The organism is Phytobacter sp. SCO41 (assembly GCF_003073275.1).
GTDB lineage: Bacteria > Pseudomonadota > Gammaproteobacteria > Enterobacterales > Enterobacteriaceae > Phytobacter > Phytobacter diazotrophicus.
This window is the reverse complement of sequence record NZ_CP027225.1, coordinates 1,085,517-1,107,524: the sequence shown is the minus strand read 5'-3', so window position 1 is coordinate 1,107,524 and position 22,008 is coordinate 1,085,517. Positions and strand designations below refer to the sequence as shown.

Sequence of the window (22,008 nt, the reverse complement as noted above, 5' to 3'; positions counted from 1 at the left end):
TGATAGTGCCGCAACACGGCTTACGGTGAATTTAGGGCTTCCCGTGCTCATTTATCCCCCAGGAATGTGTTAGCTACCAATGACTTAAAATTAACCGTGAACGGTTTCGGCAAATTTGCCCACCATACGCTGATGCGGCATGAAAACATCAGGAAAAATCTGTTTATCAGGCCAGTTCGCCTTTAACCAGCGGCACAAAGCGCACGGCTTCCACGGTATCGATTACAAATTCGCCTCCCCGCCGACGAACACGTTTAAGAAGTTGCTGCTCGTCGCCCACAGGTAAAACGAGAATCCCGCCTTCATCCAGTTGGGACATCAACGCCGCCGGAATTTCTGGCGGTGCGGCGGTGACAATAATGGCATCAAATGGACCCCGTGCCTGCCAACCCTGCCAGCCATCGCCATGTCGAGTTGAAACATTATGTAAATCAAGTTGTTTAAGGCGACGTCGTGCGTGCCATTGCAGACTTTTAATGCGTTCAACCGTACAAACGTGATGCACCAGATGCGCCAGTATCGCAGTCTGATAACCAGACCCCGTGCCAATTTCCAGCACCCTGGATTGCGGTGTCAGCTCGAGTAAAGCCGTCATCCGCGCCACCATATAAGGCTGAGAGATAGTCTGGCCCTGGCCGATAGGCAGCGCCACGTTATCCCAGGCCTTATGTTCAAACGCCTCATCGATAAATTTCTCGCGCGGTACCAGAGAGATGGCTTCCAGCACATGCTCATCGGTAATGCCCTGCGCGCGTAATTGATCAAGCAGTGTTTGTACGCGTCTGTTCACCATCGTTCAGTCACTCCGGCGCGATCCAGCCAGCCCGAAACCACATCATGCGCGCTATGCGCAGTTAAATCCACGTGTAGCGGGGTGACAGAAACAAAACCCTCATCGATGGCGGCAAAATCGGTATCCGGCCCGGCGTCGTATTTCTCGCCCGGAGGGCCAATCCAGTAAAGCGTGTTGCCTCGTGGATCCTGCTGCGGAATGACCTTATCCGCAGGATGACGACTACCGCAGCGGGTAACACGAATACCCTTGATTTCACTGAGCGGCAAGTCCGGGACATTAATATTCAGAATACGCCCGGTACGTAACGGCTCGCGCGACAGCGCACGCAGAATGGAGCAGGTGACAGCCGCGGCTGTCTCGTAATGCGTCTGGCCGTTTAATGACACCGCCAGGGCCGGAAAGCCCAGATGGCGTCCTTCCATCGCTGCCGCGACAGTACCAGAATAGATAACATCATCCCCAAGGTTCGGCCCGGCGTTAATGCCAGAGACGACAACGTCCGGGCGCGGGCGCATCAGCGCGTTGACGCCCAGATAGACACAGTCGGTCGGGGTGCCCATCTGCACCGCAATGTCGCCGTTTTCGAAGGTGAAAGTTCGGAGGGAGGATTCCAGCGTTAACGAGTTGGATGCGCCGCTACGGTTACGATCGGGAGCCACGACCTGTACGTCGGCAAACTCCCGCAGGGCCTTTGCCAGCGTCTGAATACCTGGCGCATGAATCCCGTCATCGTTACTCAGCAATATTCGCATAATCACCCAAAGTATTGATAATTTCCCTTACCACACTGGTGGCGAAGCTACCTGCCGGCAGCCAGAAGCGTAACTCGACGGTCACGTCATCCCACCAGTTCCAGCTTAATTGTTGCGGAAAGAGCAGCATTGCGCGGCGCGACGCCTCAACCTTTTCACGTACCAGCAACGCCTGCAGTTCCGGCGCATCGGCAACGGCGGCCTGTTCAAATGACAGCGCTTCGCCCTGCGTTCCCCATTCGCCGCTTCCCGGCATTGAGGCGGTAATCATCAGCGCTTTATCATCAACGCGCGTCTGCAGCTCAGCACGCTCTTCTGCGGTCGCCACAAACCAACTTCCGCGCCCCGATAATTGTAGCGCATCGCCGTCAACAACTTGATTAAAGTCTGTTTTTTTCAGGCGCTCGCTAACAATCTGATTAAACAATGCACTGCGTGCCGCCGACAACCAAAAACTGCGCTTATTACGATCGCGCACCGGGGCATCGCTTTGAGCCCAACGTAGCGCCCCCTGTAGATTGCTGCCGCCGATGCCAAAACGTTGCGCACCAAAATAGTTCGGTACGCCGCCCTCGCGGATTGCCTGCAGGCGGGATTCCACGTCGTCCCGGTTGCTGATTTCGCGCAGCACAAGGGTGAAACTGTTGCCTTTAAGCGCGCCTAAACGCAGTTTGCGCTTATGGCGGGCATATTCCAGCACTTTACAGCCTTCCGGCTGAAACGCGCTCAGGTCCGGCATATCTTTACCCGGCACGCGCGCGCATAGCCATTGCTCGGTCACCGCGTGTTTATCTTTCTGCCCGGCAAAGCTGACTTCACGGGCGTGTATTTTAAGGAACTTCGCCAGCGCGTCGGCAACAAAGCGCGTATTGCAGCCGTTTTTCAGAATTCGCACCAGAATATGTTCACCTTCACCGTCGGGTTCGAAGCCTAAGTCCTCGATAACCACGAAATCTTCCGGATTGGCTTTCAGTAAACCGCTAGCCGCAGGTTTACCGTGCAAATAGGTTAGCTGGTCGAAGCCGGTCATTTCGCCGCCTTAAGCAGGAGCGCCACCGCCTCACAGGCAATACCTTCGCCACGTCCGGTAAAACCGAGTTTCTCGGTCGTGGTTGCCTTCACGTTCACGTCGTCCATGTGGCAGCCCAAATCTTCGGCGATAAACACGCGCATCTGCGGGATATGCGGCAACATTTTCGGTGCCTGCGCGATGATAGTGACGTCCACATTGCCAATCACGTAGCCTTTGGCCTGGATGCGACGCCATGCCTCGCGCAGCAGCGCACGGCTGTCTGCCCCTTTGAACGACGGATCGGTATCCGGGAACAGCTTACCAATATCCCCCAACGCCGCCGCGCCTAACAGGGCATCGGTCAGGGCATGCAACGCGACGTCGCCATCGGAGTGCGCCAGCAGGCCTTTCTCCCAGGGAATGCGAACGCCACCGATAATAATGGGGCCATCGCCGCCAAATGCGTGTACGTCAAAACCGTGTCCAATGCGCATTATGCCTTCTCCTGGTGTTAAGAATGGGTGAGATAAAATTCTGCAAGTTTCAGATCCTCAGGACGCGTCACCTTAATATTATCCGCGCGTCCGGCGACCAGTTCCGGGTGGAATCCACAATATTCGAGTGCCGAGGCCTCATCGGTGATGGTCGCGCCTTCGTTGAGCGCACGCGTCAGGCAGTCGTGCAGGAGTTCCAGAGGGAAAAATTGCGGCGTGAGCGCATGCCATAAATCGTTACGCTCAACGGTGTGGGCAATAGCCGTTTTACCAGGTTCAGCACGCTTCATGGTGTCGCGAACCGGCGCGGCAAGAATACCGCCGACCCGGCTGGTTTCACGCAGTTGTAGCAGGCGATTTAAATCATCCTGATGCAGGCAAGGACGTGCGGCGTCATGCACCAGTACCCACTGAGCCCCTTGCGCGGCTTTCAGCCCCGCCAGTACGGAGTCCGCACGTTCAGCGCCACCAGCCACAACGGTAATGGCGGGGTGTTGCGCCAGCGGCAAGCGGGCAAAGCGCTCATCACCGGGGCTGACGGCGATAATGACACGCCCCACGTTCGGGTTGACCAGCAAGGCCGCCACCGCGTGTTCGAGGATCGTTTTATCGCCAATGGAAAGATATTGCTTGGGACATTCCGTTTGCATGCGGCGGCCAAATCCGGCAGCCGGCACCACCGCACAAACGTCCGGAATAATTACAGACATGTCGTAAACCCGGGATTGTTTATCGATTATTTTGTGTGTTCTGTACTGACCCCTGGTTGCGTTTGGACGCGTCCGGCACCAGACGATAAAAGGTTTCGCCCGGTTTGGTCATCGTTAATTCGTTGCGAGCGCGTTCCTCAATCGCTTCCTGGCCGCCATTGAGATCGTCAATTTCAGCAAAGAGTTGATCGTTTCGCGCTTTTAATTTGGCGTTTGTCGCCTGCTGTGCGCCCACATCTTCGCTGACACGGCTATAGTCGTGAAGACCATTTTTGCCAAACCACAGTGAATACTGTAGCCAGACCAGCAAAGCCAGCAATAGCAGCGTTAGTTTACCCATCCTGCCCCCTGAAAAACGGCATCATCATCCCATAACTTTTTCTCAGACTCCACACCGGGGCCGGGTGATAACGAGTCACCGCGACAGAATGTAACATATTTACGCACCTTTCCGTAGGGTTGTCCCCAGGACACATCGTCTTAATGTGAGTTACGGTTTGAAGTATGGATGGCTTTAGCCCATCAGCCACATAAACAACGCGCCAAACATGGCCACAACCGTGAGCGCAGTGAGGACAATGCTGTAGAGCAGTTTGCCATTGACGATGGAATGCAGGGCTATACCCACCACAACCGAAACGGGCATCAACGCAAGGAAGAAAGGCCAGGTGTAGAGGAGGAAGAACAGCGTGTTAGGACCGTAAATCAGAAAAGGGATAGCCAGCGCCAACAGCCACGCGACAAAGCCCACTGCGGCCCCAGGCAGGGACCAGGTGGTCTCTTCGCTGGTCGTGATGGTATCCGACCTTGAGATGGTGATGTTCTGACTATTACGCATATCTGATCCCATTAACTGACTGGCCGACGAAACAGGATACGCCCCACGTTCTGCGTATCCCCGGCACTGTCTCAGGATCTGATCATATCGTCCCGTCTCATGAGGTCTAATAATTGGCTCACCAAATTTGTTACCAATTGTTCACCTTGCAGGTGAACTTCGGGTGTTTCAGGCGCTTCGTAAACGGCGTCGATGCCGGTGAAGTTGCGTAACTCCCCCGCGCGCGCTTTTTTATAAAGTCCCTTCGGGTCGCGTGCTTCGCAAATCGCCAGCGGCGTATCCACGAAAACTTCTATAAAACGCCCTTCCCCCACGCGCTCACGCACCATCTGCCGCTCAGCACGGTGCGGGGAGATAAACGCGGTCAGCACCACCAGCCCGGCATCAGCCATCAGGCTGGCGACTTCCCCGACCCGGCGAATGTTCTCTTTGCGGTCTTCATCGCTAAAACCCAGATCGCTACACAGGCCGTGACGCACATTATCACCATCGAGCAGGTAAGTACTGACACCCTGCTGATGTAATGCCTCTTCCAGCGCCCCCGCTACCGTCGATTTACCGGAACCAGACAGCCCGGTAAACCACAGCACAACCCCACGGTGGCCGTGGAGTTGCTCACGCTGCGCAACGGTCACCGGATGAGGATGCCAGACGACGTTCTCATCATGAGCGGCCATTACTTACCTCCCAGCAAATCACGCGCGCCCCAGTGTGGGAAATGTTTACGGATAAGCTGATTCAACTCCAGCTCAAAGGCGCTGAACTGCGACGGTACAGTCGTCTCCTGCTGATGCACTTCACGCACCATGCCGGCGCCTACGGTCACGTTGCTCAGGCGGTCGATAAAGATAACACCGCCAGTCACCGGGTTTTGTTGATACGCATCCAGGGTCAGCGGCTCATCAAAGGTCAAATCGACCAGACCGATACCGTTTAACGGCAGCGTATCCACCTGACGCTGGGTGAGATTGTTAATATCTACCTGATATTGAATGGCATCGACGCGGGCGCGGGTCTTTTTACCGGCCACTTTGATGTCAAAGCTCTGTCCTGGCGCCAGCGGCTGCTCAGCCATCCATACTACGTCGAGGGACGCGCTCTGCACCGCAGGCACGCTCTCCTGGGCATCCAGGATCAGATCGCCACGGCTGATGTCGATCTCGTCCTTAAGTACCAGGGTAATCGCTTCACCCGCATGGGCTTCCTGTAGGTCGCCATCAAAGGTCACGATGCGCGCAACGGTGGATTCCACCCCAGACGGCAGTGCTTTGATGCGCTGGCCAACCTTCACGCTGCCCGAGGCCAGCGTACCGGAGAAGCCACGGAAATCGAGGTTCGGGCGGTTAACGTACTGCACCGGGAAACGCATCGGCTGGGTGTCCACAACGCGCTGAATTTCGACGGTTTCGAGGACTTCCAGCAGCGTCGGGCCGCTGTACCACGGAATGTTGGCGCTCTGGCTGGCGACGTTATCCCCTTCCAGCGCCGACAGCGGTACAAAGCGAATGTCCAGATTGCCCGGTAGCTGTTCAGCAAAGGTCAGGTACTCTTGACGAATGTTCTCAAAGGTCTCTTCGCTAAAGCCGACCAGATCCATTTTATTGACCGCCACCACCAGGTGTTTAATGCCCAGCAGGGTGGAGATAAAGCTGTGGCGACGGGTCTGATCCAGCACGCCTTTACGGGCGTCAATCAACAGGATCGCGAGATCACAGGTTGACGCACCGGTAGCCATATTACGGGTGTACTGTTCGTGCCCCGGGGTGTCGGCAATGATAAATTTGCGCTTCTCGGTTGAGAAGTAACGGTACGCCACGTCGATGGTGATGCCCTGTTCACGTTCCGCCTGCAGGCCGTCGACCAACAGGGCCAGGTCGAGTTTTTCCCCCTGGGTGCCGTGACGTTTGCTGTCATTGTGCAGCGTAGAGAGCTGATCTTCATAAATCTGGCGCGTGTCATGCAGCAGGCGGCCAATCAGGGTGCTTTTCCCGTCATCGACGCTGCCGCAGGTCAGAAAACGCAGCAGGCTTTTGTGCTGCTGTGCGTGCAGGTACGCTTCGACGCCGCCTTCGTTGGCAATTTGTTGGGCAATAGTGGTATTCATGGCGGCTCCTTAGAAGTATCCCTGACGTTTTTTCAGCTCCATGGAGCCTGCCTGGTCGCGGTCAATCACGCGGCCCTGACGTTCACTGGTGGTGGAAACCAGCATCTCTTCGATAATTTCCGGCAGCGTCTGCGCTTCGGACTCCACAGCGCCGGTCAGCGGCCAGCAGCCAAGCGTACGGAAACGCACCATCCGCTGTTCGATCACTTCGCCAGGTTGCAGGTCGATACGATCGTCGTCGATCATCATCAGCATGCCGTCGCGCTCCAGCACCGGGCGCTCTGCGGCCAGATACAGCGGAACAATTTCGATATTTTCCAGGTAGATATACTGCCAGATATCCAGCTCGGTCCAGTTTGAGAGAGGGAACACGCGGATGCTCTCGCCTTTGTTAATCTGGCCGTTGTAGTTGTGCCACAGTTCAGGACGCTGATTTTTCGGGTCCCAGCGGTGGAAGCGATCGCGGAAAGAGTAGATTCGCTCTTTGGCGCGGGACTTCTCTTCGTCACGGCGTGCGCCGCCGAAGGCCGCATCAAAACCGTATTTGTTCAGCGCCTGCTTAAGCCCTTCGGTTTTCATGATATCGGTGTGCTTGGCGCTGCCGTGGACGAATGGGTTAATGCCCATCGCCACCCCTTCCGGGTTTTTGTGCACCAGCAGCTCACAGCCATACGCTTTCGCGGTGCGGTCACGGAACTCATACATCTCACGGAATTTCCAGCCGGTGTCCACATGCAACAGCGGGAATGGCAGCGTACCAGGATAGAAGGCTTTACGCGCCAGATGCAGCATCACGCTGGAGTCTTTACCGATGGAATACATCATCACCGGATTGGAGAATTCGGCGGCCACCTCGCGAATGATATGGATGCTTTCGGCTTCCAGTTGTCGCAGGTGAGTGAGTCGTTTTTGATCCATAACCGTTCCTTAAGCCAGATTCACCACGGAGGCGTCAAACGCTTCCGGGCCTGTCGTGTGTTGAAACCAGGCGAGTTCATGATGCAGTTGTACCACCTCGCCCACGACCAGCAGGGCGGGCATTGGCGCATCTTTCGCCAGTTCCTCAAGTTGTTGTAATGTGCCGGTTCTGACCTGCTGGTCAGCCCGTGTGCCGCGCGAAATCACCGCGACCGGTGTCTGTGCCTCTCGCCCGTGAGCGATGAGTTGTTCGCCAATTTCTGCCGCTTTCATCGTACCCATATAGATAGCCAGCGTCTGGCGACTTTGCGCCAGTTGCGACCAGTCAAACGGTGCGCTGTCGGCTTTGTAATGTCCGGTAACAAAGGTGGCACTTTGCGCGTAGTCGCGGTGTGTCAGCGGAATGCCTGCGTAAGCCGTCGCGCCGGATGCCGCCGTCACGCCGGGCACCACCTGGAAGGGGATACCTGCTGCCGCAGCCGCCTGTAACTCTTCGCCACCGCGACCAAAGATAAACGGGTCGCCGCCTTTCAACCGCACCACAGTTTTGCCCGCCTGCGCGGCCTCAACCAGCATGCGATTGGTATCATGCTGCGCAACCAGGTGCGAGCCTGCGCGTTTACCCACGCTGATCAGTTCCGCATCGCGGCGTACGAGTTCCAGCACGCCATCGGTTACCAGATGATCGTAAAACACCACGTCAGCCTGCTGGATAACCTGCAAACCACGCAACGTTAGCAGCCCGGCATCACCAGGCCCCGCGCCAACCAGAATGATTTCGCCGGTGCTACTGCCCGGTTTCGCGAGTTCATCAGCCAGCACCTGTTCCGCGGCCTGCTCTTTGCCCGCCGCCATCAGGCTGGCAAAGCGGCCACGAAAAGCGCTCTCCCAGAAACGACGACGTTCATCGGTGGTTTTACGAAATGCTTTAATGCGCGTGCGCCAGCGCCCGGCCACCTCAGCCATACGGCCTAAGTTCGCGGGCAACAACGCTTCAATTTTTTCACGCAGCAATCGCGCCAGTACCGGTGCGTTGCCGCCGGAAGAGATCGCCACCAGCAGCGGCGAGCGGTCAACAATCGACGGGAAGATAAATGAGCACAGCGGCTGGTCATCTACCACGTTGACAAGACGATGGCGGGCATTTGCGGCGTCAAAGACACGACGATTGACGTCCCCGTCATCCGTTGCTGCAATCACCAGAAAGACGTTGTCGAGTTGCGCTTCATCGAACGTATCCGCCAGCAGGTGGATCTCTTGCTCATCCACCAACTGTTGTAGTGAGGGTTCGAGATGTTTTGTCACCACCAGCACGCGTGCCCCCGCGCGGCGTAAAAAAGCAATCTTACGAGCGGCAACGTCGCCACCACCGACAACCAACACGGGGCGGTCTTTGACGTCAGCAAATAAAGGAAGGTAATCCACAGGGCAACAACTCACTCGCAACCAGTAATAGTGGGACTATAGGGGGGAGAGTAGAGTGAATGAAATTACGAATTGGAATGAGTAGTTCCGCAAAGGAATAACGAGATAAAAAAGCAAATGCCAAAAAGTGCTTAACCACCACATTTTTGCAGAGTTAAGAACAAATGAAATTGTGTAAACCGGGTCACAGTTTCATACTAAGCGCGATAAAATTTTTGTCGTAAAAGGACTCTCTATGCTCTCCGCATTGCGCCACCGTACCGCTGCCCTGGCGCTCGGCGTATGCTTTATTTTTTCTGCTCAGGCACGAGCACCTCATCCCGGTGAATTTGCAAGTAATCAGGCGCGCCATATCGCCACCTATTTTCCCGGCCGCATGACCGGCTCGCCGGCTGAAATGCTCGCAGCAGATTATATACGCCAGCAGTTTGCGCAGATGGGCTATCAGAGTGACATCCGCAAATTCAACAGCCGCTACAGTTGGGCTTCTCGTAGTAATCAGCACAACTGGCAGAACGTCACCGGCAGCACCGTTATTGCCGCGCATGAAGGCAAGCACCCACAGCAGATCATTATTGTGGCGCATCTGGACACCTACGCGCCGCGCAGCGATGCGGATACCGACAATAATCTGGGTGGTCTGACGCTACAGGGGCTCGATGATAACGCCTCAGGAGTGGGAGCGATGCTGGAGCTGGCGGAACAACTGAAATCGGTGCCAACGGAATACACTATTCGCTTTGTGGCGACCAGCGGTGAAGAGCAAGGTAACCTCGGGGCCGAGAACTTCCTCAAACGCATGAGTGAGCACGAGAAGAAGCAAACGCTGCTGGTGATTAATCTCGATAACCTTATTGTCGGCGATAATCTCTATTTCAACAGCGGTAAGAAAACCCCCGCATCGGTGCGTAAGCTCACCCGTGACAGGGCGCTGGCTATCGCACGCTCTCTGGGGATTAGCGCGACCTCCAATCCGGGCCTTAACCCTGATTATCCTCAGGGAACAAGCTGCTGCAATGATGCAGAAGTCTTTGATAATGCCGGTATTCCGGTGCTATCCGTTGAGGCCACCAACTGGAATTTGGGGAAAAAGGATGGCTATCAGCAGCGCGCGAAATCGAAATCCTTCCCGGATGGCGTGAGCTGGCATAACATCAAGCTCGATAACGTCCAGCATATCGATCAGGCCCTGCCGGGGCGTATCGACCGACGCAGCCGCGATGTAGTGCGTATTATGCTGCCGTTGGTCAAAGAACTGGCAAAGGCGGGGACAAAGTAAATCTGCTGTTCGTAAAAACGAAAAAAGGGAGCATCGGCTCCCTTTTTGTTATTTGATGCCCAGTGAGGCATTAAGTTGTTTTACTGCCGCCAGTCCCTGCTTACAGCCTGCATCCTGTTGCTCTACGCTGTAAGTCTCAAGCTGTTTTCTGCCTTCCGCGAGCTGGGTTTTCAGCATGTCCACCTGCGCTTTCGCTTCTTCATGTTTTGACGCTTCTTTGATGAAGCTGTCCATTTCAGCGAAGTATTGTTTGCAGGTTTCGGTTTCCGCATAAGACGCAGTGCACATCCCCATCAGCAGCGCCGCCAGCGCGATCTTTTTCATTGTCATATCCCTGAGTGATTAAATTAACGCCATCCCAAATGGCGCCAATACGATAGCAGAATCCGTGCGTGGGAATATGTCCGGAATCGGACATGGAGATGGAGTATGTGGCGGGGGATCCCTGCTGGCGCGGGGAACACTTGTTGATAAGCGCTACGATTTTTTCCTCGTCCGGTTTATCCCCGCTGGCGCGGGGAACACTCTAAACGTAACTCATTAAATTTAAACAGCAATTACCACTCCCAAAATTCTACCAACATTTCCGTCTTTTTTAAGATCGGTAATTCTTTGATTTTACTCATTAAAGAAAACCACACCATGTACAAACTCTCATTTCACCAGCGTATAACCCATAAAAAACGCCCGGTGGTTAGCCGGGCGCTTATCTTATCTATTTACTGAAAAGCCAAAAATCAGCCTTCGTGCAGGCCGCACTCGCGTTTCAGGCCGAAGAAGCGGGTGTCCTCTTCTGCCATGCCCGGTTCCCATTTACGGGTGGTGTGCGTATCGCCCACAGACAGGTAGCCTTCATCCCACAGCGGATGATATTTCAGGCCGTGTTTTTGCAGGTACTGATACACCGTACGGTTATCCCAGTCGATGATCGGCAGCACTTTGAAAACACCGCGCTGAATATCCAGCACAGGCAGGTTGGCACGGCTACTGGACTGTTCACGACGCAGGCCTGCAAACCATGTCCGGGCGTTCAGTTCTTTCAGCGCCCGGTTCATCGGCTCAACTTTGTTGATGTCGTTGTATTTTTCAATACCCTCAACGCCCTGCTCCCACAGCTTGCCGTAGCGTGCTTCCTGCCAGGCTGGGCTTTGCGGCGCACGGTAAATCTGCAGATTCAGGCCAAGCTTCTCGGTCAGCTCATCAATAAACTGATAGGTTTCCGGGAACAGATAACCTGTGTCCGTCAGGATAACCGGAATGTTCGGGCGCACCTGATTCACCAGATGCAGGCTCACCGCCGCCTGGATACCAAAACTGGACGAAAGCACATACTCACCCGGCAGATTTTCCAGCGCCCAGGCCACGCGTTCCTCTGCGGTTTGCGCTTCCAGTTGGGCGTTAGCCTCCGCCAGCGCCAGCGTGCGGTCGTCTTTCGACAGAGCATTCAGGGCAGATAGATCGAGTACGGACATAATTACCTCTCGTATGTTTACTTCCCTCACCCCTCCCTAAGGAGAGGGGGAAGGCAAGGAAGCTTAATCCCAGAGATCGCGCGCCGGGTCGAGCACCGGGCGGATAATGCCCGCACGGATGGTGAAATCACCGAACCCTTCACCCGCTTCGCGTTCTTTCGCCCAGCGCCCTACCAGTTCATCGAGCGAGGCAATGATTTCCGTCTCGGTAATGTTCTCTTTGAACATGCGCGGGATGCGCGTACCGATGCGGTTACCGCCCAGATGCAGGTTATAGCGACCAGGCGCTTTCCCCACCAGGCCCACTTCCGCCAGCATCGCGCGGCCACAGCCGTTCGGGCAACCCGTCACGCGCGTCACGATATGCTCATCACTCAAACCATGCTTCGCCATCACCTCTTCCACTTTATCGATAAACGACGGCAGGAAGCGCTCTGCTTCGGCCATCGCCAGCGGACAGGTCGGGAATGACACACAGGCCATCGAATTTTCACGCTGTGGCGTTACGGCATCCATCAGGCCGCTCTGGCGCGCGATTTTTTCGATTTTCGCCTTCTGGCTATCCGGCACACCGGCAATGATCAGGTTCTGGTTTGCCGTAATACGGAACTCGCCTTTATGGATCTTCGCGATCTCCAGCAGACCCGTTTTCAGCGGACGCCCCGGATAATCGAGAATACGACCGTTTTCGATAAACAGCGTCAGATGCCATTTATTATCGACCCCTTTCACCCAGCCAATGCGATCGCCGCGCCCGGTAAATTCATACGGACGAATCGGTTCGAATTTGATACCTGCACGACGCTCAACTTCCGCTTTGAAGGTCTCAACACCCACACGTTCCAGCGTATATTTGGTCTTCGCGTTTTTACGGTCGGTACGGTTACCCCAGTCACGCTGAGTGGTGACAACGGCTTCGGCAACCGCCAGCGTATGCTCAACCGGCAGATACCCAAACTCGCTCGCCGTGCGGGCATAGGTTTTCTTATTACCATGCTCGATGGACAGACCGCCGCCCACCAGCAGGTTAAAGCCCACCAGCTTGCCGTTTTCCGCGACCGCGACAAAGTTCATGTCGTTGGCGTGCAGATCGATATCGTTCTGCGGCGGGATCACGACCGTAGTTTTAAACTTACGCGGCAGATAGGTCTGACCGAGGATCGGCTCTTCATCGGTGGTCGCTACTTTTTCCTGATCGAGCCAGATCTCTGCGTAAGCGCGGGTACGCGGCAGCAGATGTTCAGAGATCTTCTTCGCCCACTCATAGGCTTCGGCGTGCAATTCTGACTCGTACGGGTTGGAGGTACACAACACGTTACGGTTCATGTCATTAGCGGTCGCCAGGGCGTCCAGACCAACAGAGTGCAGCATCTGGTGTACCGGTTTCACGTTCTTTTTCAGAATGCCGTGGAACTGGAACGTCTGACGATTGGTCAGGCGGATACTGCCGTAAATGGTGTTCTCAGCGGCGAACTTATCAATCGCCTGCCACTGTTTGGTGGTGATCACGCCTCCCGGCAGGCGGCAGCGCAGCAGCATCGCATGACGCGGCTCCAGCTTCTGTGCAGCACGCTCAGCGCGAATATCGCGATCATCCTGCTGGTACATGCCGTGGAAACGGATCAGCAGAAAGTTGTCGCCTTTAAAGCCGCCGGTCAGCCCGTCGTTAAGATCTTCCGCAATGGTCCCGCGCAGATAGTTGCTTTCCAGCTTCATGCGCTCGGCGTCTGTCAGTTTACCTTCGACCACCAGTGGGCCTGGATGTTTTTCACTCATTAGTAGACATCTCGCTGGTAACGGCGCTCTACGCGCAGCTCACTTAAATATTCGTCCGCCGCTTCGGCGTCCATCGCGCCAAATTCGGCAATCACGTCCAGTAAAGCCTGCTCAACGTCCTTCGCCATGCGATTCGCGTCGCCGCAGACATAAATGTGCGCACCGTCATTAATCCAGCGCCACAGTTCCGCGCCTTGCTGACGCAGTTTGTCTTGTACGTATACTTTTTCTTTTTGGTCACGCGACCAGGCCAGATCGATACGGTTCAGCACGCCTTCTTTGACGTAACGCTGCCACTCAACCTGGTAGAGGAAATCTTCCGTAAAGTGCGGGTTGCCGAAGAACAGCCAGTTTTTGCCTTCTGCCCCATCTGCCGCTCGCTGCTGCATAAAGGCGCGGAACGGTGCGATACCGGTACCCGGCCCAATCATGATGACCGGCGTTTCCGGGTTGGCAGGCAGACGGAAGTTATCGTTATGTTCGATGAACACACGCACTTCGCCCTCTTCTTCCACGCGATCGGCGAGGAAGCTCGACGCCCCACCCGCACGCGCGCGACCTTCAATGTCATAGCGCACCACACCGACAGTGACGTGCACTTCGGTTTCCACTTCCGCCTGCGAAGAGGCGATGGAGTAAAGACGCGGTGTCAGCGGACGCAGCAGGCCAATCAGCGCAGTGGCATCCAGTTGTGCCGGGGAGAAACGCACCATATCCACAATCGGCGTGGTCGCCGCATAGTGCTGTAATTTGGCCTTATCGCCCACCAGCGGCAACAATGATTCGCTGCGGGTCAGAGTGGCATAGTTTTCCACTATATTGCCGGTGTTGACCGTCAATTCGAAATGCCACTGCAGCGCTTCGGACAGCGGCAGAGTTTTGCCGTCGACGCTGACCGGTTCATCGCCTTTAAGCCACAGCAGCTCAACCAGCTCTTTCACCAGTGCCGGATCGTTCTGATACCAGACGCCCAGCGCGTCGCCCGGCTGATAGCGCAGGCCAGAATCGCCCAGATCGATTTCGATATGACGCACATCTTTTTCTGAGTCACGACCCGTGATTTTTTGATTCACTGAGAGTGTCGCGGTCAGCGGTTCTTCTTTCGTATAAGGGCTGGAGAAAACCTCATTCACCGCCCCCGTTGCCGTCACAGCGGCCTGGGCCGGCGTCTCTTTCGGGACTCGTGCTTTCAGTACTTCAACTACGCGCGCGCGCCATTCAGCGGCGGCGGCCTGGAACTCAACGTCTGCGTCGACGCGATCCAGCAGGCGCTCGGCACCCAGTTCAGCCAGTTTGCTGTCAAAATCTTTGCCTGCCTGGCAGAAAAATTCATAAGACGTATCGCCAAGCCCCAGCACGGCGAAAGCAGTGCCATCAAGCTTCGGCGCTTTTTTCGAGAACAGGAACTTATGTAACGCAACGGCCTCTTCCGGTGGCTCACCTTCCCCTTGTGTGGAAGCAACAATAACCAGCAGTTTTTCGTTAGCGATTTGTTTGAATTTATAGTCGCCCGCGCTCACCAGTTTGACGTTGAGTTTCGCCGCCAGCAGATCGTCACGCAGTGCTTCCGCAACGCGACGGGCATTACCGGTTTGCGAGGCGGAAAGTAGCGTAATGGTCGGGGTCTCGGCCGCCGCAGGTGTTGCCGTTGCAACTGCCGCTCCGGGTTGCTGGTTCAGCACGCCCCAAAAATAGCCGGAAACCCAGGCAAGCTGGGTGGGAGTTAAATCGGTTGTGACCGCCTGAAGGCGTGCCAGTTGCTCCGGGTTCAGCGGAAGCAAAGCGGAAGGTGGGACCTGAGTCGTCATGCGTCGTTATGTTCCAGTAAGCAAAAGCTGCTTATACGCCCTGTCAGCGCCATAAAAGCAGAAGAGAAAGTAAGGTTAACGGCGGGGATAATAACAATTAAAGAAAGGTTGGAAATAATAAATAACCAAAAGAACTAACCTGTTTTATTCATAGTTTATAACAGTAAAACAGATTAATTAATCTATTGATTTATAATGGAAAAATACAGGTCATCAGGCAAAGCGTAACGGTTAATCGCTTTTGCCGATTTTAGTTAATGATAAAAAAGGTCATTTCGGCTACCATGCCGCGGTTTTTCTAGCCAGTCAGAGAGTTCAGAATGTCCACCACGTTATTTAAAGATTTCATGTTTGAAGCCGCTCACCGTTTGCCACATGTTCCAGCAGGGCATAAATGCGGTCGTCTTCATGGTCACTCATTTATGGTGCGTCTGGAGATCACCGGCGAGGTGGATCCGCATACGGGCTGGATCATGGATTTTGCTGAGCTTAAGGCGGCGTTCAAACCGACCTATGATAGTCTGGATCACTACTATCTTAACGATATCCCGGGCCTTGAGAACCCGACCAGCGAAGTACTGGCAAAATGGATTTGGGATCAGTTGAAACCCATCGTTCCGCTGCTGAGCGCCGTGATGATCAAAGAGACCTGCACCGCAGGGTGTATCTACCGCGGCGAGTAATTTCGCTTCTGTGTCGTCAGCGCACCTGAGTGCGCTGATTTTATGGCTCGGTTTATCCCCGCTCGCGCGGGGAACACCATCGGGATGCCTAACATCTCGTTTTTGCGTACGGTTTATCCCCGCTCGCGCGGGGAACACAGCACTGGCGTTATCATGTTTGATATTGTTAACGGTTTATCCCCGCTCGCGCGGGGAACACAACTACTTCCGGGAAGCGCGGGAACGGCTCGGCGGTTTATCCCCGCTCGCGCGGGGAACACTCTAAATTTAACCCATTGAATTATAGAATTATTTATCACAGCTCAAATTCTACCGATTTTATCGACGTAAGCTGAATAATTAACCCATTGATTATTAATCAAAATAAAAACACACCGCAGGCAAAAGCTGATTTCACCGAACATCGTTGTTTCACAAACCTATATCCTGCCTGCCGGGCAGGTAAACGAAAACGCCCGGCCATAAGGCCGGGCGCTCAGGTAATACCTGTCTTGTCGGTGCAATAACACCGGCAGAAACCGAATCAGGCAATATTCAGATACTTATGCGTTTGCATCGACAGCCGCCAGTTGCGGGCGATACAGGTTTCAATGCACAAGCGGGTGGCGTCGTCTTTTTGGCTGATAGGCTGCAATGCAATGACCCGGTGTTTGTCATCGGTCAGTTGCGTCAGAAGCTCATCAAGCGCCTCAATGTCTCGGGTACGTCCAACCGGGTGTTTGATCTCATCGGCGCGTTCCAGCGCCTGCTGGAGGATGTCATAGCCTCCGCGCATATTTACCTTCGGTGACACGGTGACCCAGGTCGCATGAGACGTGCGCACTTCATGGGTACCGCTGGTCTCAATCTGGCAACTGAACCCCTGTTTTTCCAGAAGATGAGTCAATGGAATCAGATCGTGGATACAAGGTTCGCCACCGGTAATCACCACATGGCGCGCAGTCCAGCCCTGACGCTCAATAATTGCCAGCAGATCTTCACTGCTCGCCGCGCCCCATTTATCGCTCTCTTTGGTCTTGGCCAGAATGCTGTAGAGGGAGACTTCCCGATCTTCAAGCTTATCCCAGGTATGTTTGGTGTCGCACCAGGCGCAACCAACCGGGCATCCCTGTAAACGAATAAAAATGGCGGGAACGCCGGTAAAATAGCCCTCGCCTTGCAAGGTCTGGAACATCTCATTAATCGGGTACTGCATAATCAACTCTGATCGGGGAAAACATTAATTATTACAGATTTCGCTCTTGAGGGCGAGTTGAGGCAGGGGTAAATGTTGCGTGATTGTCATCGAAATAAAGCAAAAAAATGGACAATGGATAGCAGGCTTAGCATCATTTTATTTGTAATTAATTATTTCAGTAACGCTCATTTATATAAGAAAACCATTAAAATAAAACGCTAAACCAGAGAATAAAAATACTTTAATTTCAATATGTTATAAATATTTTTATTTTTAATGAATTTATTTCTGCGTTTGTCTGTCCAATTAAACTTGTTCCGCATTTAAAGCTTAAAATCACCTTAAGAAATCGATTTATTTCCGCCTCTCTTATTTAAGCATTGTTTAATTTTCGCTGAATACAATCCGCGAATTAACAACAATGAGCATGCGATCATGAAAACTCTACTGATCACCGGCGTCACCGGATTCCTCGGTGGTGCAGTGTTTGAGAAAATACTTAATGATGATAGTCAAATCAACTATTTACTTTTAGTCAGGGCAACGGATAGCCAGGCTGGCGTTGAGCGCGTAAAAGAGAACATGCGCAAATTCAATATCAGCGAATCTATCCTCTCCCGTCTGACCTGCGAACATATCATCATCGGTGATCTGGGTACGCCGGAGCAATTTCTGGACGACCCGCGTCTGGACAGTGTCACCCACGTGCTGAACTGCGCAGCCGTCGCCTCTTTTGGCAACAACCCGCTCATCTGGAAAGTGAACGTGGAAGGCACTCTGGCCTTTGCCGGACGTATGGCGAAAGTACAGGGGCTACAGCGTTTCCTGCATGTCGGCACCGCTATGTCGTGTGCGCCAGAAGCCGATTCGCTGGTCTATGAGAGCCAGGAATTCAAAGAAAACGCCGAGCACCTGGTGGAGTACACCCACTCCAAATCCACCATCGAACACCTGATGCGCAAAACCTATCCGGATCTGCCGCTGGTTATCGCACGTCCGTCTATAGTGGTGGGGCATACGCATTACGGCTGCCAACCCTCCAGCAGTATCTTCTGGGTATTCAGCATGGCGCTGATGCTGCAAAAATTCATGTGCTCACTGGAAGACCGTATTGATGTGGTGCCGGTGGACTATTGCGCCGACGCGTTGATCATGATGCTGAAAAGCGACATCCCGGCGGGTGAGGTCATTCATATCTCCGCAGGCGAAGAGAACAGCGTGAAGTTTTCTGATATTGATGCCGCGATGGCGTCCGCGCTGGAAACGGTACCGGTTAAAGATGTCTACACGCAGGTTAGCTACGAGACGCTGGTGAAGATGCGCCGTGAATTGAAAAACATCTTCGGCCCCTGCAACGAGCGCCTGATGCTTAAAGCCATGCGTTTGTACGGTGCGTTCGCCATGCTGAATGTCCGCTTTAGCAATGACAAGCTCATAGAGCTGGGCATGCCGAAGCCGCCACGCTTTACCGATTATATCGCTCAGTGCGTACAGACCACCCGCGGACTTTCCATTCCGCAGCAAATGGCCGTCGATTTTAAATAACGGTTATTGCAGGTAAAAAAATGCCAGCCCGAGGGCTGGCATTTTCATTTCAGAGAAAGACAGGCTTATGCCTGACCTTTGATCTCTTTACGACCGTTGTACGGCGCTTGTTCACCCAGAGCTTCTTCGATACGAATCAACTGGTTGTATTTAGCTACGCGGTCAGAACGGCTCATAGAGCCAGTTTTGATCTGGCCAGCAGCGGTACCAACAGCCAGGTCAGCGATGGTAGCGTCTTCAGTTTCGCCAGAACGGTGAGAGATGACAGCAGTGTAGCCAGCGTCTTTCGCCATTTTGATCGCAGCCAGAGTTTCGGTCAGAGAACCGATCTGGTTGAATTTGATCAGGATGGAGTTAACGATGCCTTTTTCGATGCCTTCTTTCAGGATTTTGGTGTTAGTTACGAACAGGTCGTCACCAACCAGCTGGATTTTGTCGCCCAGAACTTTGGTCTGGTAAGCAAAGCCAGCCCAGTCAGACTCGTCCAGACCATCTTCGATGGACACGATCGGGTACTGTTTGGTCAGGTCTTCCAGGAAGTGAGTGAATTCTTCGGAGGTGAATGCTTTGTTGCCTTCGCCAGCCAGAACGTATTTACCGTCTTTGTAGAATTCAGAAGCCGCGCAGTCCATCGCCAGAGTGATGTCTTTGCCCAGCTCGTAACCCGCAGCTTTAACAGCTTCTGCGATAACAGCCAGCGCTTCAGCGTTAGAACCCAGGTTCGGCGCATAGCCGCCTTCGTCACCAACAGCCGTGTTCATACCTTTGGATTTCAGAACTTTAGCCAGGTTATGGAACACTTCTGAACCCATACGTACCGCTTCTTTCAGGGATTTCGCGCCAACCGGCTGAATCATGAATTCCTGAATGTCTACGTTGTTGTCAGCGTGCTCACCACCGTTGATGATGTTCATCATCGGAACCGGCATGGAGTATTTGCCCGGGGTGCCGTTCAGTTCAGCGATGTGTGCGTACAGCGGCAGGCCTTTAGAGGCAGCAGCAGCTTTAGCAGTCGCCAGAGAAACAGCCAGGATTGCGTTAGCACCGAAGTTAGATTTGTTTTCAGTACCGTCCAGGTCGATCATGATCTTGTCAATGCCAGCCTGATCTTTGGCATCTTTGCCCAGGATTGCCTGAGCGATCGGGCCGTTAACCGCGCCAACCGCTTTCAGTACGCCTTTACCCATGAAGCGGGATTTGTCGCCATCACGCAGTTCCAGCGCTTCGCGGGAACCGGTAGAAGCGCCTGACGGAGCAGCTGCCAGACCAACGAAACCACCTTCCAGGTGTACTTCGGCTTCAACAGTCGGGTTACCACGGGAGTCGATGATTTCACGACCGATGACTTTAACGATTTTGGACATTAGGATTTCCTCAGTACAAGTTAAACTAAAACTCCAGACAAACAGTGCACCCATTTGGGTGCACTGCCGTTCTAACTCTTACTTCGCCTGACGCTTCTGGTACTCACTGGCGGCTTTCACGAAGCCTGCAAACAGTGGGTGCCCATCACGCGGCGTAGAAGTAAATTCCGGGTGGAACTGACAAGCGACAAACCACGGATGATTTGGCACCTCGATGATCTCGACCAACTGATCATCGCCGGAACGGCCTGCAACACGCAGACCCGCAGCTTCAATTTGTTTCAACAGCAGATTGTTCACTTCATAGCGATGGCGATGGCGTTCGACAATGGTCGGCTCGCCATACAGTTGACGGACCAGGCTGTCGTCGCCAAGCTGGCACTGCTGTGCGCCGAGGCGCATGGTGCCACCGAGATCGCTCTTTTCCGAACGTACTTCAATCTTGCCTTCTTCATCACGCCATTCGGTAATGAGCGCCACAACCGGGTACTTACAGTCTGGCACAAATTCCGTCGAGTTGGCGTTCTCCATACCTGCAACGTTGCGAGCAAACTCGATCAGCGCAACCTGCATCCCCAGGCAGATGCCCAGATAAGGAATATTGTTTTCACGCGCGTAGCGTGCAGTGGCGATCTTACCTTCCACACCGCGATAACCGAAACCGCCAGGGATCAGGATAGCATCCAGACCTTTCAGAATTTCGACACCACGTGTTTCAACATCTTGCGAATCGATCAGTTTGATGTTGACGGTAACACGATTTTTCAGGCCACCGTGTTTCAGCGCTTCGATAACTGACTTATAGGCATCCGGCAGTTCAATATACTTACCGACCATACCGATGGTGACTTCGTCTACCGGGTTCGCCTGCTGGTAAATAACCTGTTCCCATTCGGCCAGATTTGCTTCCGGGCAGTTCAAGCTGAATCGTTTACAAATATAATCGTCCAGCCCCTGCGATTTCAACAGGCCCGGAATTTTATAAATGGAATCGACGTCTTTAAGGGAGATAACCGCCTTTTCCGGAACATTACAGAACAAAGCAATCTTTGCACGCTCGTTTGCCGGCACGGCACGATCGGAACGACAAATCAGAATGTCAGGCTGAATACCGATAGAAAGCAGCTCTTTTACTGAGTGCTGAGTCGGCTTGGTTTTGACTTCACCCGAAGCGGCCATGTAAGGCACCAGCGTCAGGTGCATATACAGTGTGCGTTCGCGACCCACTTCAACGGCCATCTGGCGAATCGCTTCGAGGAACGGCAGCGATTCGATATCGCCTACGGTACCGCCGATTTCCACCAGCACCACATCATGGCCTTCACCGCCTTCGATGATGCGCTCTTTGATAGCATTGGTGATGTGCGGAATAACCTGAACGGTCGCGCCCAGGTAGTCGCCACGGCGCTCTTTGCGCAGCACTTCGGAATAGATACGGCCAGTCGTGAAGTTGTTACGACGGGTCATCTTGGTGCGGATGAAACGCTCATAGTGACCCAGGTCCAGATCGGTTTCAGCGCCGTCTTCGGTAACGAACACTTCCCCGTGTTGGATTGGGCTCATGGTACCCGGATCGACGTTAATATATGGATCCAGTTTCATCATGGTCACATTGAGGCCACGGGCTTCAAGAATGGCTGCGAGGGAGGCTGCGGCAATGCCTTTACCCAGAGAGGATACGACCCCGCCGGTCACAAAAATATAGTTCGTTGTCATGCTGAACCTGAGAAGTTAGGGTGAAACGATGGAATAACCAGGACGGGAAAGTAGTATACCTGAACAGGGCGTGCCTCACAAACTTTCATTCTCACCCCTTATCCCTAACCTCACCTGTAATAAGGAGTGAGAAAATAGC

At 53.9% G+C, this 22,008-nt stretch carries 21 protein-coding genes and 1 CRISPR repeat array; of the genes, 3 read left to right on the top strand and 18 right to left on the bottom strand.

Annotated elements, in window-relative coordinates; translation table 11 throughout:
• Positions 1-166: 166 nt before the first annotated feature.
• The 11 genes from C5523_RS05415 to cysG form a co-directional block, all read right to left on the bottom strand.
• Positions 167-793: a protein-L-isoaspartate(D-aspartate) O-methyltransferase gene (locus C5523_RS05415; RefSeq protein WP_039077681.1), complete on the bottom strand. Its 627-nt coding sequence runs from the start codon at positions 791-793 to the stop codon at positions 167-169.
• On the bottom strand, positions 787-1,548 hold the full coding sequence (surE, locus tag C5523_RS05410) for a 5'/3'-nucleotidase SurE (RefSeq protein ID WP_039077682.1): 762 nt from the start codon (positions 1,546-1,548) through the stop codon (positions 787-789). The genes C5523_RS05415 and surE overlap by 7 nt, the downstream gene beginning before the upstream one ends.
• Positions 1,529-2,578: a tRNA pseudouridine(13) synthase TruD gene (gene truD / locus C5523_RS05405; RefSeq protein ID WP_071193819.1), complete on the bottom strand. Its 1,050-nt coding sequence runs from the start codon at positions 2,576-2,578 to the stop codon at positions 1,529-1,531. Before truD ends, surE begins: the two co-directional genes overlap by 20 nt.
• Positions 2,575-3,054, bottom strand: coding sequence for a 2-C-methyl-D-erythritol 2,4-cyclodiphosphate synthase (gene ispF, locus C5523_RS05400; protein WP_039077684.1), 480 nt, complete (start codon positions 3,052-3,054; stop codon positions 2,575-2,577). The genes truD and ispF overlap by 4 nt, the downstream gene beginning before the upstream one ends.
• 17 nt (positions 3,055-3,071) lie before the next feature.
• Positions 3,072-3,764 (bottom strand): 2-C-methyl-D-erythritol 4-phosphate cytidylyltransferase, encoded by a 693-nt coding sequence (gene ispD, locus C5523_RS05395; RefSeq protein WP_039077685.1) that lies wholly within the window; start codon positions 3,762-3,764, stop codon positions 3,072-3,074.
• A gap of 19 nt (positions 3,765-3,783) precedes the next feature.
• Positions 3,784-4,104 carry a cell division protein FtsB gene (gene ftsB / locus C5523_RS05390; RefSeq protein ID WP_039077686.1) on the bottom strand — a complete coding sequence of 107 codons (321 nt, stop codon included), beginning with the start codon at positions 4,102-4,104 and terminating at the stop codon, positions 3,784-3,786.
• A 174-nt stretch (positions 4,105-4,278) separates the two neighbouring features.
• Positions 4,279-4,602, bottom strand: a complete 324-nt coding sequence (locus tag C5523_RS05385) for a DUF3561 family protein (RefSeq protein WP_039077687.1) — start codon at positions 4,600-4,602, stop codon at positions 4,279-4,281.
• Positions 4,603-4,673: 71 nt separating this feature from the next.
• Positions 4,674-5,279, bottom strand: coding sequence for an adenylyl-sulfate kinase (cysC, locus tag C5523_RS05380; RefSeq protein ID WP_039077688.1), 606 nt, complete (start codon positions 5,277-5,279; stop codon positions 4,674-4,676).
• On the bottom strand, positions 5,279-6,706 hold the full coding sequence (cysN, locus tag C5523_RS05375; protein ID WP_039077689.1) for a sulfate adenylyltransferase subunit CysN: 1,428 nt from the start codon (positions 6,704-6,706) through the stop codon (positions 5,279-5,281). Before cysN ends, cysC begins: the two co-directional genes overlap by 1 nt.
• A gap of 9 nt (positions 6,707-6,715) precedes the next feature.
• Positions 6,716-7,624: a sulfate adenylyltransferase subunit CysD gene (gene cysD / locus C5523_RS05370; protein ID WP_039077690.1), complete on the bottom strand. Its 909-nt coding sequence runs from the start codon at positions 7,622-7,624 to the stop codon at positions 6,716-6,718.
• Positions 7,625-7,633: 9 nt separating this feature from the next.
• Positions 7,634-9,049 carry a siroheme synthase CysG gene (cysG, locus tag C5523_RS05365; protein ID WP_107223843.1) on the bottom strand — a complete coding sequence of 472 codons (1,416 nt, stop codon included), beginning with the start codon at positions 9,047-9,049 and terminating at the stop codon, positions 7,634-7,636.
• A gap of 235 nt (positions 9,050-9,284) precedes the next feature.
• Here cysG and C5523_RS05360 point away from each other — a divergent pair, with 235 nt between their 5' ends.
• Positions 9,285-10,328, top strand: a complete 1,044-nt coding sequence (locus C5523_RS05360; protein WP_039077692.1) for an aminopeptidase — start codon at positions 9,285-9,287, stop codon at positions 10,326-10,328.
• A 48-nt stretch (positions 10,329-10,376) separates the two neighbouring features.
• Here the strand turns inward: C5523_RS05360 and C5523_RS05355 are convergent, their stop codons facing one another.
• From C5523_RS05355 to cysJ, 4 genes are all read right to left on the bottom strand, one after another.
• Positions 10,377-10,652: a DUF5339 domain-containing protein gene (locus C5523_RS05355; RefSeq protein ID WP_039077693.1), complete on the bottom strand. Its 276-nt coding sequence runs from the start codon at positions 10,650-10,652 to the stop codon at positions 10,377-10,379.
• Between the two features lie 413 nt (positions 10,653-11,065).
• The gene (gene cysH, locus C5523_RS05350; protein WP_039077694.1) at positions 11,066-11,800 is read right to left on the bottom strand and encodes a phosphoadenosine phosphosulfate reductase; all 735 of its coding nucleotides are present in this window, start codon (positions 11,798-11,800) and stop codon (positions 11,066-11,068) included.
• 63 nt (positions 11,801-11,863) lie between these two features.
• Positions 11,864-13,576: an assimilatory sulfite reductase (NADPH) hemoprotein subunit gene (gene cysI, locus C5523_RS05345; protein ID WP_108700708.1), complete on the bottom strand. Its 1,713-nt coding sequence runs from the start codon at positions 13,574-13,576 to the stop codon at positions 11,864-11,866.
• Positions 13,576-15,384, bottom strand: a complete 1,809-nt coding sequence (cysJ, locus tag C5523_RS05340) for an NADPH-dependent assimilatory sulfite reductase flavoprotein subunit (protein ID WP_108700707.1) — start codon at positions 15,382-15,384, stop codon at positions 13,576-13,578. The genes cysI and cysJ overlap by 1 nt, the downstream gene beginning before the upstream one ends.
• Before the next feature lie 320 nt (positions 15,385-15,704).
• Here cysJ and queD point away from each other — a divergent pair, with 320 nt between their 5' ends.
• On the top strand, positions 15,705-16,067 hold the full coding sequence (gene queD, locus C5523_RS05330) for a 6-carboxytetrahydropterin synthase QueD (RefSeq protein WP_108700706.1): 363 nt from the start codon (positions 15,705-15,707) through the stop codon (positions 16,065-16,067).
• 48 nt (positions 16,068-16,115) lie between these two features.
• Positions 16,116-16,327: a CRISPR direct-repeat array (repeat unit 29 nt; unit sequence CGGTTTATCCCCGCTCGCGCGGGGAACAC).
• A 263-nt stretch (positions 16,328-16,590) separates the two neighbouring features.
• Here queD and queE read toward each other — a convergent pair.
• Positions 16,591-17,262: a 7-carboxy-7-deazaguanine synthase QueE gene (gene queE / locus C5523_RS05325; RefSeq protein ID WP_039077698.1), complete on the bottom strand. Its 672-nt coding sequence runs from the start codon at positions 17,260-17,262 to the stop codon at positions 16,591-16,593.
• A gap of 417 nt (positions 17,263-17,679) precedes the next feature.
• Here queE and C5523_RS05320 point away from each other — a divergent pair, with 417 nt between their 5' ends.
• Positions 17,680-18,789, top strand: coding sequence for an SDR family oxidoreductase (locus C5523_RS05320; protein ID WP_071193823.1), 1,110 nt, complete (start codon positions 17,680-17,682; stop codon positions 18,787-18,789).
• A gap of 65 nt (positions 18,790-18,854) precedes the next feature.
• Here the strand turns inward: C5523_RS05320 and eno are convergent, their stop codons facing one another.
• Both eno and pyrG read right to left on the bottom strand, forming a co-directional pair.
• Positions 18,855-20,153, bottom strand: a complete 1,299-nt coding sequence (gene eno, locus C5523_RS05315; RefSeq protein WP_039077700.1) for a phosphopyruvate hydratase — start codon at positions 20,151-20,153, stop codon at positions 18,855-18,857.
• A gap of 78 nt (positions 20,154-20,231) precedes the next feature.
• Positions 20,232-21,869 (bottom strand): glutamine hydrolyzing CTP synthase, encoded by a 1,638-nt coding sequence (gene pyrG / locus C5523_RS05310; protein ID WP_039077701.1) that lies wholly within the window; start codon positions 21,867-21,869, stop codon positions 20,232-20,234.
• Positions 21,870-22,008 lie beyond the last annotated feature (139 nt).